The 15,066-nt window shown below is 57.0% G+C and carries 10 protein-coding genes and 1 tRNA gene; 6 read left to right on the plus strand and 5 right to left on the minus strand.

The window, feature by feature from the left end:
• Positions 1-3: 3 nt before the first annotated feature.
• The 3 genes from IMCC12053_RS02295 to IMCC12053_RS02305 are packed head-to-tail and all read left to right on the plus strand — an operon-like array spanning position 4 to position 2,908.
• Positions 4-1,014 (plus strand): branched-chain amino acid ABC transporter permease, encoded by a 1,011-nt coding sequence (locus tag IMCC12053_RS02295; protein ID WP_062215378.1) that lies wholly within the window; start codon positions 4-6, stop codon positions 1,012-1,014.
• The gene (locus IMCC12053_RS02300; protein WP_062215380.1) at positions 1,011-2,312 is read left to right on the plus strand and encodes a branched-chain amino acid ABC transporter permease; all 1,302 of its coding nucleotides are present in this window, start codon (positions 1,011-1,013) and stop codon (positions 2,310-2,312) included. The genes IMCC12053_RS02295 and IMCC12053_RS02300 overlap by 4 nt, the downstream gene beginning before the upstream one ends.
• The gene (locus tag IMCC12053_RS02305) at positions 2,312-2,908 is read left to right on the plus strand and encodes a nucleotidyltransferase family protein (protein ID WP_082389013.1); all 597 of its coding nucleotides are present in this window, start codon (positions 2,312-2,314) and stop codon (positions 2,906-2,908) included. The genes IMCC12053_RS02300 and IMCC12053_RS02305 overlap by 1 nt, the downstream gene beginning before the upstream one ends.
• Here IMCC12053_RS02305 and IMCC12053_RS02310 read toward each other — a convergent pair.
• The 5 genes from IMCC12053_RS02310 to ypfJ all read right to left on the minus strand — a co-directional run bounded on the left by IMCC12053_RS02310 (position 2,889) and on the right by ypfJ (position 13,615).
• Positions 2,889-3,470 carry a Hint domain-containing protein gene (locus IMCC12053_RS02310; RefSeq protein ID WP_062215383.1) on the minus strand — a complete coding sequence of 194 codons (582 nt, stop codon included), beginning with the start codon at positions 3,468-3,470 and terminating at the stop codon, positions 2,889-2,891. The genes IMCC12053_RS02305 and IMCC12053_RS02310 overlap by 20 nt on opposite strands.
• 640 nt (positions 3,471-4,110) lie before the next feature.
• On the minus strand, positions 4,111-9,189 hold the full coding sequence (locus tag IMCC12053_RS16055) for a cadherin-like domain-containing protein (RefSeq protein WP_082389014.1): 5,079 nt from the start codon (positions 9,187-9,189) through the stop codon (positions 4,111-4,113).
• Complete coding sequence (locus IMCC12053_RS02320; RefSeq protein WP_062215387.1) at positions 9,126-11,732, minus strand: calcium-binding protein; 2,607 nt, start codon at positions 11,730-11,732, stop codon at positions 9,126-9,128. The genes IMCC12053_RS16055 and IMCC12053_RS02320 overlap by 64 nt, the downstream gene beginning before the upstream one ends.
• An 856-nt stretch (positions 11,733-12,588) precedes the next feature.
• Positions 12,589-12,674, minus strand: a tRNA-Leu gene (locus IMCC12053_RS02325).
• Positions 12,675-12,742: 68 nt separating this feature from the next.
• The gene (gene ypfJ / locus IMCC12053_RS02330) at positions 12,743-13,615 is read right to left on the minus strand and encodes a KPN_02809 family neutral zinc metallopeptidase (RefSeq protein WP_062215389.1); all 873 of its coding nucleotides are present in this window, start codon (positions 13,613-13,615) and stop codon (positions 12,743-12,745) included.
• Positions 13,616-13,771: 156 nt separating this feature from the next.
• Here ypfJ and IMCC12053_RS02335 point away from each other — a divergent pair, with 156 nt between their 5' ends.
• The 3 genes from IMCC12053_RS02335 to IMCC12053_RS15740 are packed head-to-tail and all read left to right on the plus strand — an operon-like array spanning position 13,772 to position 15,008.
• Positions 13,772-14,350: a YqaA family protein gene (locus tag IMCC12053_RS02335; RefSeq protein WP_062215392.1), complete on the plus strand. Its 579-nt coding sequence runs from the start codon at positions 13,772-13,774 to the stop codon at positions 14,348-14,350.
• Entirely contained in the window at positions 14,347-14,844 is a 498-nt protein-coding gene (locus IMCC12053_RS02340; RefSeq protein WP_335337311.1) for a disulfide bond formation protein B, read from the plus strand. Before IMCC12053_RS02335 ends, IMCC12053_RS02340 begins: the two co-directional genes overlap by 4 nt.
• Before the next feature lie 17 nt (positions 14,845-14,861).
• Positions 14,862-15,008, plus strand: coding sequence for a hypothetical protein (locus tag IMCC12053_RS15740; RefSeq protein WP_156320730.1), 147 nt, complete (start codon positions 14,862-14,864; stop codon positions 15,006-15,008).
• The last annotated feature ends 58 nt before the right edge of the window (positions 15,009-15,066 follow it).

Raw genomic sequence — 15,066 nt, forward strand, 5'->3', positions numbered from 1 at the left:
AACATGGATTTTCTCAACGCTTTCGTAGCATTTGCCAACTTTGTTCTTGTCCCTGCCACCGCCTATGGCGCGCAACTTGCGATCGGCGCACTGGGCGTCACGCTCATTTACGGCATCTTGCGCTTTTCGAACTTCGCCCACGGCGAGACGATGGCCTTTGGCGCGATGGTCTCCGTTCTGACTACGATGTTGTTCCAATCATGGGGCATCTCTCTTGGTCCGCTTCCAACGGCGCTGCTCGCCCTGCCCTTTGCGGTGGGTGCAACCGCACTTTTGGTCCTGTTTACAGACAAATACGTCTATAAGTTCTACCGCCGCGTCAAAGCCGCTCCCGTGATGCTCGTCATCGTGTCCATGGGTGTGATGTTCGTGATGAACGGCCTCATTCGTATGGTCATCGGCACAGACGATCGCCGGTTTGCAGATGGGGAACGCTTTGTCGTCAACGCCCGCGCATTTAAAGAGTGGTCGGGACTGTCCGAGGGTCTCGCGATCCGCACAACTCAGGTGATCACCCTTGTGACTGCGATCATTGTTGTGGCCGCATTGTTCTGGTTCCTCAACAAAACCCGCACCGGCAAATCGATGCGCGCCTATTCGGACAACGAGGACTTGGCTCTCTTGTCCGGCATCAACCCCGAACGCGTTGTGATGATCACATGGGTCATCGTGGGTGGTCTGGCGGCCATCGCGGGCACGCTCTACGGGTTGGATAAGTCGTTCAAACCCTTCATCTTTATGCAGCTTTTGCTTCCGATCTTTGCCGCTGCAATTGTCGGCGGTCTGGGATCGCCTTTGGGTGCCATTGCGGGCGGGTTCGTCATTGCCTTTTCCGAGGTAACGCTCACCTACGCGTTCAAAAAGGTCGTGACCTACCTTGGACCACAAGACTGGAGTCCCGACGGATTGGTGCAACTCCTGTCCACCGACTATAAATTCGCGGTGTCCTTTGCGATCCTGATCATCGTGCTGCTGTTCAAGCCTACGGGCCTCTTCAAAGGGAAATCGGTATGACCCAGTCACGCACCCCCTTATACTTCGCCATTATGGCCGCGCTTATCATTGCGGTTGGCTTCATCCAGTCATGGAACTCCGCGCTGTTCATCCTCAACTTTGGCCTGATCTCCGCGATCATGGCGCTTGGTGTGAACCTTCAGTGGGGCTACGCGGGCCTGTTCAACGTCGGCGTTATGGGCTTTGTCGCTCTTGGCGGTCTGGCCGTTGTGCTCACGTCCATGCCCCCCGTCAAAGAGGCTTGGGACGCAGGCGGCATGAGCGTGATGTTCGCGCTCGCCGTAGGCCTCGCGGTCATTGTCGGTGCGGTTTTGCTATGGAAACGTCTGCGCCACACCAAAGCACGTGGTCTGTTTATGGCCGTCTGGCTCATTGGCGGGTTCTTTGTGTTCCGCGCTGTGTTCGATCCGGCTGTGGCCGCGATCGAGGCCATCAACCCCGCGCAAACCGGCTACCTAGGTGGGGCAAATCTGCCTGTGCTGTTGGCGTGGCCAATTGGCGGTTTGTTCGCAGCGGGTGCCGCGTGGGTGGTTGCCAAAACCGCACTTGGCCTGCGCTCTGACTATCTTGCCATTGCGACCCTTGGCGTTGCCGAAATCATCCTAGCGGTGATGAAAAACGAGGACTGGTTGTCGCGCGGCGTGAAGAACGTCAACGGCTTGCCCCGTCCCGTGCCTTACGAGATCAATCTCCAACAAAGTGATTGGTTCGTTTCCTTGGCTACGAAATTCGGTGCGGATCCGGTCACGGCCTCGACGATCTTTGTCAAACTGTCCTATGCCTCGCTGTTCTTGATCGTCATCGTGTTGATCGTCACAGCGATGGAATTGGCGCTCAAATCGCCGTGGGGCCGCATGATGCGCGCGATCCGCGATAACGAAGTGGCATCGGAAGCCATGGGCAAAGACGTCACTGGCCGCCACTTGCAAATCTTCGTGCTTGGCGCGGCGATCTGTGGCATCGCGGGCGCGATGATGACGACCCTCGACGGTCAGTTGACACCCGTGACTTATCAGCCGCTGCGCTACACGTTCCTTGTGTGGGTGATGGTGATTGTTGGCGGATCTGGCAACAACTGGGGCGCCGTTCTGGGCGGTATGTTGATCTGGTTCCTCTGGGTCGAAGTCGAGCCGATTGGCACATGGGTCGTCAATGTCATCACCTCTGGCATGACCGACGACAACCCGATCAAAATCGGCCTGATCGAGCGCATTGCCTATATGCGTCACCTGACCATGGGTGTAATTTTGCTGCTCGTGCTACGCTTTAGTCCGCGCGGACTATTGCCTGAAAAGTAATGCGGGTTCTGGCAGGAATATGCGCGGCGGGATCATCAACCCGAATGGGGTTTGATAAACTCGCCGCGCCCCTGCCACCTGCCACCACCCCGCACGACACCTGCCTGACACGGGCCTGTGCCGCCTCGGCCCATCTGGATCAATGCGTGATCCTTCCCGCGCCAGACCATCCCTATTATACGGCTCGCAAAGCTCTGATTGGCACGGCTCCCTCGCGCTGCATCTCGGGACCATTTTCCAACAGTCTCAAGGCCTTGGCATCCGCCGCCCACGGCTATGACGGGTTACTCATTCAACTTGCCGACATGCCGCACATCACGCGTGAGCATATCGCAATGTTAATGGATGTGTTTGAAACGCATCAGGGTGAGGCGATTGTGCGCGCCTGTGATAGCGAGGGGCGCACGGGCCATCCCGTGCTCTTTCCATCGCAGTGCTTTGGCGCGTTTGAGGCGCTCAATGGGGACATCGGGGCGCACGCTATTATTGCCCGATATCCGTTGAAACAGGTGGTTCTCTCAGGCGACGCGGCGACATTCGATCTGGACACGCCAGCGGCGTGGCAGGCTTTTTGCTCTAGTGCGGCACAGACATAGGGCGCGCCCGAAGATCGCGACCGCCCTTACCGTAACCGCGCACGCCATAGCGCTCCGCAAGCTGCGGGAACAACAGGTACAACTCGTCGCGCGCCTGCGCATCATGGTCTGATGCGATTGGCGTTGCGGGTTGAAAGCACTCCGACCAAAATCCGTTGGTCAAGACAACTTCAGCCACGGCAAACTGGAAATGAACATACGAGACTTCAAGCGGTTTGAACCGACTGATCCCCGGCAAACCAACAAGATGTTTGGCCGCCGACAAGACGTCTTGATCCTGACCATAGCGCGCCTCGCGGTCAGCGGCGAGAAGCACGCGGTGCTCGGGCGACACAACCAGATCGCGTTCTGGCAAATCCCCGCCCAAGGCACCCTTTTCAATCACAACGGGCATCAGATTTTTTTGCCGCTCAAGGTGAAGTGCCGTGAGCGTGCGCTGCGCGATCCATTCGATTTTTTGGGGGCCACTGTCGCGCGTGAACACGCGGTCTCCCACCTTTAAGGCGCCGGCATCAACTTCACCGCGTGAGGTGAAAATCGCAATGTTTGACGTCAGACACATAATAAACTCTCAATCGTATGGGGCCACGTTCACACGGTGAACCACCCTGACCCAAAGCGGGTGTGCGTTTTGTTGTATGGCATCTCGGTCTTGGGACCAAAGCGCCGTTATTCCTTTAATTTATGGGATTTTTACCAATATCGCAAAGATATTGAGAGGTCCGCGCCCGCGCCCACGGGGTCTACATTTTGAAATATGGCGGGACTATGGCGCCGCCTGTGCCACTGTGCGCCTATTGTTTCCGGAGCCGATGCAAACCGCCACCACACCACCGATCGTCCGTTTCATGCCCGCTAATCGAGTGAAATTAACAGCGGGCGAATTTCACAAAATAGTTTTCACTGTGCGTCGAAAGACGCGGGTATTTCGATCCAATCTTTTGGATGTGTTCAATCTGTCGCGCCAATAGAAACAATCTCAATGGCGCGCTACGCCATGCGCGCTTGAAATGCCGAATCGGTTCTCGCCTGACAGTGCGACCCTATCGTGACGTGCACAGCTGCGCGCCAGTCTGCGCACTCTAAACCAAAACAAACGCACCACATCAGGCACGAAAAAACCGGACACCCAGCCCCACTACAGGTCGGTGTCCGGTTTCTAGTGGCGCCTAAGCGCCACCGGAGCAGGCAGTGTGGCGGTCTTAGTTGACCAGCAACGCTGCCTCGTGTTTGCGAAGCACGCGACGGGCCGTCACGTAGTCTTCGCGGGTTGCGATGTCGCGCAGCTCGGGGAACAGAGTAAAGATCTCTGTACGGCTCTCTTCGCCAATCCCGGCAAGGGTATAATCGCCCGGTTGGAAGCTTTCCGACCATGTGCCATCCGACAAAATGACCTCGTGGCGATCAAACATGATGTGGATGTACGTGACATCTTGTGCATCAAGTTCTTCGACACCCTCACGACCCAAGAGGTGCTTGGCTGCGACGAGGACTTCGTAGTCTTCGAACAACAGCGCGGCTTTCTCGGAGGTTACGAGCATACGGTGGTTCGGAGACACGATCATATCGCGTTCCGGTAGCCCCTGACCAAGCGCACCCTCGCGGATGAGAATAGGTTTGAGCTCCGCACGTTTCGTCAACTCATCGGTGGTCATCTCTTTCGCACCAACCCAACGGATTGTCTGCATCCCGTTGTCACGGGTGATGACCTTATCCCCGACTTTGAGGCTCTCAACTGCACGTTCCCCTTCGGGGGTCGCAATCATCGTTCCAGGTGTAAAGCATGGAATGACCTGTTCGATGTTCGTGTAGTTGATGTTGGCGTAGGTATCGTCATCCGCATTGTAGAGCTGAATCTGACCGTCAAAGCCGTTGCCATCGCTATCAGGGTTCTGAACCTGGGTCGTAATCACCCAACCGTTGCTGAGCATGTCGGAGATGTCGAGCGTGTCCCAATCAAGACCGCCAGCACCGCCATTCACGGTTGTGTTGTTCTGACCAGATTGGCTTTCGGAGATGTAGATAAAGTCGTTGTCATCGCCACCAGAGAGAACATCATTGTCCCCGCCGCCGTAAATGCTGTCCGACCCTGTGCCACCGGAAACCGTGTCAAAGCCTTCGCCTGCTGTGATGGTGTCGTCGCCGTCTCCACCCATAAGGATGTCGTTGCCTGCGCCACCGTCGATGATGTCGTCGTCAATGCCACCGTCGATGATGTCATTGCCGTCTTCACCGTAGAGCATGTCCTGATCGTCGCCACCGATGATCGTATCGTTGCCCGCGCCGCCATAGACAATGTCCATGTCGTTGTTGGGGAACGGATCGGTCGCATCGTCCTCATTGGTGTGGTTCATGATCTGGAACAGGTCAGAGGCGTCGATATAGTCGTCACCGTCTCCACCCTCGATGTAGTCGGAGCCATGTCCGCCGAGGATGTTGTCGTTGCCCGCACCGCCATAAACCGTGTCGTCGTCAATACCGGCTTTGATGGTGTCATCGCCGTCGTCGCCATAGATCAGGTCGGCGTCATCGCCCGTAACGATATAGTCATCGCCGTCACCGCCGTGGACTTCGTCTTTGCCGTCGATCTGGTTTTGATCTTCGAGGAACGGATAGCCCGCAGATGGCAGTTTTGGATCATCGCTCAGACCACCGTTGGAGTAGTCGGAGAAGGTGTCGAAGCCGACGATGATTGTGTCGTCCCCTGCACCGCCGTCGACGTAGTCGGCCCCTTGTACGTCCTCGATGTAATCATCGCCGTCACCGCCGAACACGGTATCGTCGTCGATGCCCGAATAGATGGTGTCGTCGCCATCGCCGCCTTCGATATAGTCCGCATCGTCGCCCGTGATGATCGTGTCATCGCCCGCGCCGCCGATTACCGTATCGATATCGTCGTTCGGATCGCTATCCACAGGGACAACTTCCGAGTACGGCGAGTAGTCCAGATCAGCCAAGTTGTTGGGGTTGGTCAGGCCAAGCAGTTCCGCAATGGTGTCGGGGCTATCGCCACCGGCCACGTCGATTTCGTCATCGCCGTCACCACCATCAACCGTGTCAGAGCCTTGCTCGTCCACGATGACGTCATCGCCGTCTTCGCCAAAGATGGTATCATCGCCGGTTCCCCCGTCGATTTCATCATCGCCTTCGCCGCCAAGGATGGTGTCATCGCCATCGTAGCCAAAGATGATGTCATCGTTTGGACCTTCGCCCGCCAACAGCTCGTCGTTGTTGTCGATCATGTCGCCATCGGGATCGCCTGTATAGGCCAGATCGATGAGGTCATCACCGCTTGTACCTTCAACGATGCCGTCACGTGGCTGATCACCAACGGTGATACTAACTTGTGCAGAGGCCTGAAGACCGTCTTCGTCCTCAATGGTGTAGTCGATCGTGGCCTCACCTGTGAAACCGTCTGTCGGCGTAAAGGTGAGTGTCCCGTCCGGGTTGATCTCAACAGTGCCATCGGGGCTCGTCGCCGCGATCACAGTCAAATCGTCGCCATCCACATCAGTGTCGTTGTCGAGCACGTCAATGATGACAGGCGCGTTGAAATCAGTCTCCGCCGTGTCATCCACCGCCTCTGGAGCGTCGTTGATTGGGCGAACAGCGATCAGGTGCTCGGCTGTATCCGTGCCGCCGTTGCCGTCATCAACCGTGTAGGTCACAACTGCAACACCATTCCAATCGGGCGAAGGCTCGAATGTCACCGTGCCGTCACCGTTGTCGATCAATGTGCCTTCGCCATCGGTCAAAACCGCGGACACAACTGTCAGAGGATCGCCATCAGGGTCGGTGTCATTGGCCAACAGGTTGACTGTGACGGGGGTGTCCTCATTGGTGAAGGTACAATCGTCTTCGGCCTCAGGATCTTCATTTACGCCCACAACAGTAATCGTGTGCACAGCCGTGTCCTGAAGACCCTCTTCATCCTCGATCGTGTAGGTGATTGTCGCTTCGCCGTTGAAGTCTGGCGCAGGGGTGAAGGTCACCGTGCCGTCGCCATTGTCCACAAGCGTGCCCTGCTCGGCGGGAACCGATGCAGACACAACCGTCAGGTCGTCGCCGTCGACATCGCTGTCGTTGGCCAACAGATCAACCGTGATCGCGGTGTCCTCATCTGTGGTGTCGGCATCATCAACCGCGTCTGGCGCGTCATTGATCGGGGCCACATCGACCGTCACAGTCGCTGTGTCCTCGTTGCCGTCCGGATCGGTGACGGTGTAAGTGATTACCGCCTCACCGTTGAAGTTCTCATCCGGTGTGAACGTCAGCGTGCCATCGGGGTTGATCGTGACCGTGCCGTTCGGGCTTGTCGCCTCGCTCACCGTTAGATCGTCGCCGTCCGGATCGGTGTCATTGCCAAGCACGTTGATGGTAACAGGGCTGTCCTCATCGGTGGACGCCGTGTCATCCTCGGCCACAGGCGCATCATTCTCGGGTGTCACAGTAATGGTGTGCACAGCCGTGTCCTGAAGACCCTCTTCGTCCTCGATTGTGTAGGTGATCGTCGCTTCGCCGTTGAAGTCTGGCGCAGGGGTGAAGGTCACCGTGCCATCGCCATTGTCCACAAGCGTGCCCTGCTCGGCAGGAACCGAGGCAGACACAACCGTCAGGTCGTCGCCGTCGACATCGCTGTCGTTGGCCAGAAGATCAACCGTGATCGCGGTGTCCTCATCTGTGGTGTCGGCATCATCAACCGCGTCTGGCGCGTCATTGATCGGGGCCACATCGACCGTCACAGTCGCTGTGTCTTCGTTGCCGTCCGGATCGGTGACGGTGTAAGTGATTACCGCCTCACCGTTGAAGTTTTCGTCCGGTGTGAACGTCAGCGTGCCATCGGGGTTGATCGTGACAGTGCCGTTCGGGCTTGTCGCCTCGCTCACCGTTAGATCGTCGCCGTCCGGATCGGTGTCATTGCCAAGCACGTTGATGGTAACAGGGCTGTCCTCATCGGTGGACGCCGTATCATCCTCGGCCACAGGCGCATCATTCTCGGGCGTCACAGTAATCGTGTGTACAGCCGTGTCCTGAAGACCCTCTTCGTCCTCGATTGTGTAGGTGATCGTCGCTTCGCCGTTGAAGTCTGGCGCAGGGGTGAAGGTCACCGTGCCATCGCCATTGTCCACAAGCGTGCCCTGCTCGGCAGGAACCGAGGCAGACACAACCGTCAGATCGTCGCCGTCGACATCGCTGTCGTTGGCCAGAAGATCAACCGTGATCGCGGTGTCCTCATCTGTGGTGTCGGCGTCATCAACCGCGTCTGGCGCGTCATTGATCGGGGCCACATCGACCGTCACAGTCGCTGTGTCTTCGTTGCCGTCCGGATCGGTGACGGTGTAAGTGATTACCGCCTCACCGTTGAAGTTCTCATCCGGTGTGAACGTCAGCGTGCCATCGGGGTTGATCGTGACCGTGCCGTTCGGGCTTGTCGCCTCGCTCACCGTTAGATCGTCGCCATCCGGATCGGTGTCATTGCCAAGCACGTTGATGGTAACAGGGCTGTCCTCATCTGTGGACGCCGTATCATCCTCGGCCACGGGTGCATCATTCTCGGGTGTCACAGTAATCGTGTGCACTGCCGTATCCTGAAGACCCTCTTCGTCCTCGATCGTGTAGGTGATTGTCGCTTCGCCGTTGAAGTCTGGCGCAGGGGTGAAGGTCACCGTGCCGTCGCCATTGTCCACAAGCGTGCCCTGCTCGGCGGGAACCGATGCAGACACAACCGTCAGGTCGTCGCCGTCGACATCGCTGTCGTTGGCCAACAGATCAACCGTGATCGCGGTGTCCTCATCTGTGGTGTCGGCATCATCAACCGCGTCTGGCGCGTCATTGATCGGGGCCACATCGACCGTCACAGTCGCTGTGTCTTCGTTGCCGTCCGGATCGGTGACGGTGTAAGTGATTACCGCCTCACCGTTGAAGTTTTCGTCAGGTGTAAACGTCAGCGTGCCATCGGGGTTGATCGTCACAGTGCCGTTCGGGCTTGTCGCCTCGCTCACCGTTAGATCGTCGCCGTCCGGATCGGTGTCATTGCCAAGCACATTGATGGTGACAGGCGTGTCCTCATCGGTGGACGCGGTGTCATCCTCGGCGTCGGGTGCACGACCGACATCGTTTCCGCGCACTTCTTCGATCTCGGTGAAGACAAGTGTTTCGCCTGTGGGCTGACCTTCGTCATCCACGAACACAACTGTGCCGTTAAAGCCGTTGCCGTTCAGGTCATCGTGACGTTGTCGAGGTAGAATGGACCTTTGCCCGTCAGATCGAGGATGTCCCAATCGTCGCCGCCATCGCCACCGTCAATGATGTCGCCTGCGCCACCCAAAATGGTGTCGCTGTCGTCACCGCCAGAGATGGTATCGTTGCCTGCGCCGCCGTCGAGCGTGTCGTCGCCACCTTCGCCAAAGATCAGGTCGTCGCCTTCGCCGCCGGTGATCACATCATCACCAGGCTCGCACAGGTCAACCACCACAGGGCTGTCGATGACTTGACCGTTCAGCGTGAAGCCAGAGTTGACATCACGGGTTGTCAGGACGAACTCGATGGAGGTCTGGTTTTCGAACCCTGCCGAGAACCATGCGTCCTGGTCTGTTGGGCCGTTTTCTTCGGTGCCTGTCGCCGTGACGGTGCCCGTATCCGTTGTCACGTTCAAAGACGTGTCAGCCGTGGTGCCGTAGTTGCTAAAAGTATCCGTGGAGATGGTGACTTTTTCAGCTGTGTTGGTCAGGTCAAGGTCGCCAAAGGTGGCAATCGAGGAGATCGAAATCGGCTCGCCCGTCAACTGGTTGTAGAATTCGAGACGGAAGGTCGCGTCTTTGCCGCCATCGGAAGCGTCATTATTGCCGTTAAGCAAAATCTCGGAGCCATTGCCGCCTGTGAGGTCGACATTGAGACCGCCGTCGACGTCAACGAGGACGAGTTTCGCCATGACAACCGTGCCGTCGGCGGTGGTTGTCACGTTTTCATAGATTACGCTATCGCCATTGGTCGCACAGCCATCGGTGCCAGTTTGCGAGCCCGCACGCACGTTGGTGGAGGATAGAGACAGCGCATCGGCGTTGCTACCAGATGGGGTCGAGCCACCGTCGCCACCGTTATCGCCATACAGAACGTCGTCACCAGCGCCACCATCAATGGTGTCGTTGCCGCCGTTGCCGTAGATGAGGTCGTCGCCGGCCCCACCCGAAAGAACGTCGTCGCCAGCATCGACGCAAACGTCAGCTTCGCCTTCGATGAAGACGGGCGCGTCATAATAGACGTCCGTGATATTGATGCCGGAGTTGTTGCTCCCGTCTTGATCGTGTTCGATCACAATGCGCGCAACAGGACCAGGAATGTCGACCAAAAGCGAATAGTTGGGTGATGTGTCTTCGTCGTAGCCACCATTGCTATCGGCGGTATCCACGCCAAACTGACCATCGGTATCTTTCAGCGTGAGGTGTGATCCACCCGTCATGTCGACATTGATCTCGTTGCCCGCGGCATCATAAGCCGTGATTTTAACAAGGCCATCGCCATCAATGTCGTTCACGCGGAAGGACACATCATTTACCGCATCCGAGAAGGACAACTCGTATGTTGCCTCGTTCCCGTGACCGTTCAGGTTGGAATCAAGCGAGCTGTGCGCATCGGCACCTGGGCCGTCAGTCTCGATGCTGTGGACCTTTTGCTGATCGGATGAAAACTGGGTCCGCGCATCGGCGTCTTGTTGCACAACTTTGAACGAAACGTTCACGTTGCCAGTGTCTTGGGTGAAATCGGTCAATGCCTGATCGTTAGCAACGCCTGCTTCGTTCCACTCAAAGCTCTCACGGACATAGTCACCCGTAAACACTTTCGTTGAACCGCTGGACGCATCGCCGTAAATCACGTCATCGCCTGTGCCGCCATCGATGGTGTCATCACCGCCTTGGCCGTAAATTTCGTCATTGCCCGCACCCGCAAGAATGGTGTCGTCGCCTGCGCCCGCGTAAATGATGTCATCGTCGCCCACTTCGCCGGCAAGAAGCGCATCGCCCGCGTCGATCATGTCGCCGTCAGGATCGCCCTCATATGTGGCGTCAATGATGTCGTCGCCATCAGTACCCTCAACGATACCGTCAGAGCCCGTTGTGATGCTTGGGTCGGAGAACACAGCAACATAGGCAATGGAGCCATCAAAATACTGGTCATAGGTGCCATCGTCGTACTCACGAGCGCCGAAAGTGAAGTTTTCGTCGTCGTTGTCGCCGATGTCCATGTTGAGGCCGGCACTGTCAAAATCGGTTTCGTATGTCGTGCCTTCGGAAAGGTTCTCGACCACAAAGGAGCCTTGGCCATCGTCATCCCATGAATAGGACACGCGCAACTCGTCGCCTTCGTCAAAGAACCCAGCGCCCGTGCTCAGGGAGAGAGATTCCGAGCCAGAGAGATGGGAGACAGTCACGGCGCCGTTAGCCGTCACTTGAATGTTGAAATAGCCTTCGGTGTCTTTGTCGCAGAACTCACCACGGTTTACGATGGTGTCGGGCGATGTGCCGACTTGGTGGTCTTGGATGAACTGAACCTGAACGGTGCCCTCGGAGAGGTCAAAAGGGGCGTCCGTTCCGGAGACATCAAAGTAATCACAGTTGCCATCCAGTTGCAGCGCGCCATTAGCGGCATGCGCGTTCCCGTGGAAATGACCGTTTTGTGCGATACCGTCAGACAATCCTGTGTCTTTCGTCTCGCCGCCGGAAGAAAATTCCCAAAGCCCAACGAGGTTCTCGACCAAGTCGCTGTTGAAATCGGGGCCAGTAGGAGCGGTCGAACCGCCATCATTGCATTTCCACCAAAACGTCATCGTATGTCTCTCCAAACAAACACGTGCCCGAACGGCTCGGAACACGAAGCTGGCTCAACGGAGCCGGCCAAATGAAATGCCCAACCACGAAGGAGAAGATCAAGTTTTGGATAAGCGAACACATTGGGGGCCTGCCTTACAGCAACCCCGCATCACATCAGCAGCTAGTCATCCCCGACACTTGCGTATCGTTTCCACTGCAGACACGAGCGCTCACGGTCCAAAACATGGATCGTTAACTTCGTGGCCGCCCCCGTGGCCTTGATGCCCCCCAGTTGGGCACCTTTGAAAATGACCCTAGGTGTGGGGGATCGCAACTTATATTTTGACCTAAAAGTGTTAACGCAAGCCCCCAAAGGGCTAATTACTAACCCTAAAGTATATCATTCCGCAACGGAAGCAAACGGGCTGAAATCGTCATTTAGTCATGAAATTCATGCACTTAAAGTTTGTGCGCACTGATACTTTAGGGTGGAAACAAACGCCTTGGTTTGACTGGATATGGCCAAATTCATGAACAGCTAAATAATTTGGTTACCTCAATCCTTAGCGCGAAAACAGGCGGATACGGGCCCAATAACAGGCCGGAAACGATTCGTAGCCAAATTGGAAACAATACAGATGAGGGTTAACGATCCGTGCGCTTAATGGGGCATTGCAGCGAACAGCGCGTCTCGACCCAGCGATCAAACCCATATGACAAACGTCAGCGCGCGTTGGTGTAGAACCTGTCCGAACCGGGTCTCATGCAAAGACGTATTGTCATGAAACCGTTACGATCGCCGTAATCTACGGACCCGTTGCGGGTCACCTTTAGGCGAAAGGCGCCGCGCAAAACGCGGACAAGATTTGTGTATGGTACCCGTGGGCGGACTCGAACCGCCAAGCCTGTTACAGCGGGGGATTTTGAATCCCCTGTGTCTACCATTCCACCACACGGGCTAAGACGAGGTGCGGTTTAGCCGAGCTTTCCGCCCTCGTCCAGACCCATATCGCACTCAATGCAAATTTTATAGTCGCTCGGCCCCAAAGGTATCGCAGGCCGCCAAAGTTGCCGCCTCAAATCCGGTTTCGAACCACCTTTGGCGCTGCGCAGATGTGCCGTGGGTAAAGGTGTGCGGAGATGGCACCCGTCCTGCATTGCGTTGCAACGTGTCATCGCCAATTTGCTTGGCGGCATTCATGGCCTCTGCGATGTCGCCCCGCTCTAGGGAGCCAAACCGCTCTTGCGCATACCGCGCCCAAATTCCCGAATAACAATCTGCCTGTAACTCGATCCGCACAGAAATGGCGTTGCTTTGCGCTTCGCTCACTTGGGCGCGTAACTGGTTGGCTTGGCCCAAAATTCCCAATTCGTTTTGCACGTGGTGCGCGATTTCATGGGCCACGACATAGGCCGCCGCAAAATCACCGCCCGCCCCCATCTGGCGCTCCATCGTGACGAAAAAGGCGGTGTCGAGATAGGCCTTTTGATCAGCGGGACAGTAGAACGGGCCGGATGCACCGGATGCGCCACCACACGGGCTTTGCGTCACACCTTTGAACAGGACCAAAACAGCCGGTTCATACGGCACCCCGACCTGAGTGGTGAAAATCTCGCTCCAGATTTCTTCGGTGTCGGCCAAAGTAACGGATACAAAGTCGCCTGCACGCTTGTCCGCCGCCGTGATCGGGGCCGCGCCACTTGTGCTCACGCCACCAGACCCAACCCCCACGCCGTTGAGCAGCGGTGAGACATCAACACCGAGCAAACCGCCGATGACCACGATAGCAATGAGGCCAAGGCCACCTACCCCGCCCACAGCCTTGCCGCGCGACATGCCACCGGATCGTCCGCGACGATCCTCAATGTTGCGTGATCCACGCCGCCCTTGCCACTTCATCGTACACCTCACATCACACTACGGCGCCACCATACGGTCCCGCGCGGCGCTCTCAAGCAAAAACACGCGGTTGTGTGCGCACGGCGCGCTACAAACCTTGACCCGTCGCGCGCATTGGTGCCTAAAGGCGCAAAATCACCGAGGAAATGAGAGCCGATGATCACGCGCCTATATCAATGGACCTTGCGTCTCGCCCAAAGCCCGAATGCCCTTTGGGCCTTGGCGATTGTTGCGTTTATCGAAAGCTCTGTCTTTCCGATCCCGCCCGACATTTTAATGATCCCGTTGATCATCGCCCGCCCGCGCGAAGCGTTCAAAATTGCGGGCATCGCCACCGTGGCCTCCGTGCTTGGCGGCATGCTTGGCTATTGGATCGGCTTCGGCGCGTTCGAAACCATCGGCCGGCCTGTGTTGGAATTCTACGGCAAGGATGCCTATTTCGACGAATTCGCGGTCACGTATAATGAATACGGTGCATGGGCCGTGTTGATCGCGGGCGTCACACCGTTTCCGTATAAGGTCATCACCATCCTGTCTGGCACCACCCATCTGTCCTTGCCCGTCTTCGTTGCGGCGTCCATTTTCGCGCGATCCTTGCGGTTCTTTATTGTCGCCACTCTCTTGTGGAAATTCGGAGAGCTTATTCGCGTGTTCATCGAGCGCCGTTTGGGGCTTATCTTCACGCTGTTGATTGTCATCTTTATCGGCGGCTTTTACGCGGTGAAATTCATATGACCTCGATGATCAACGCCCTCACCCGCCTGTCGCGCCGCCAAATCGCGCTTCTTGCCGGATTTGGATCGCTCTTTGTCTTGCTTGGTGCCTTCGCATTTCAGGCGGCGGGGTACGCCCCCTGTGCGATGTGCCTGTGGCAGCGCTGGCCCCATGCGATCGCCTTTGGGTTTGGCATCCTCTTTGCGCTAACGCGGTTCGGATTTATCCCCCCCCTTGGTGTGCTGACAATGGGCATCTCGGCGGGTCTGGGCCTCTATCATACCGGTGTCGAGCGCGATTGGTGGGAGGGGCCGACCTCGTGCACCTCTGCGGGTGACGGGCTTTCAGGCCTGTCGGGCATGGATCTTTTGCCCTCGGCCAGCATGGATGCGTCTTTGGTGCTGTGCGACGAAGTGGTGTGGGATCTGTTCGGGCTGTCAATGGCCTCCTACAATGCCCTCGCTTCATTGGCGTTCGTGGCCCTGTGGATCTGGGCATGGAAATCACGCGCCTGACGCCCTAAGTATAGCCCATGACCAAAGAGACCGCAAAGATCGTACCGCTCAAGACCGGCAAACGCCGCCTTGGGTCTGACATGGCGGACCTGCGCGCGCAGGCTCTCAAAGAGCGGCTAAAACGCGCCAATCCTCTTAATCGCTTCAAGCTGCGCAAAAAGTAGACGGACCTTCCAGATAGTGCGGGGCGCACTGCGTGCGACATGAAACGGATCGACCATT

This window comes from Celeribacter marinus (assembly GCF_001308265.1).
Classification (GTDB): domain Bacteria; phylum Pseudomonadota; class Alphaproteobacteria; order Rhodobacterales; family Rhodobacteraceae; genus Celeribacter; species Celeribacter marinus.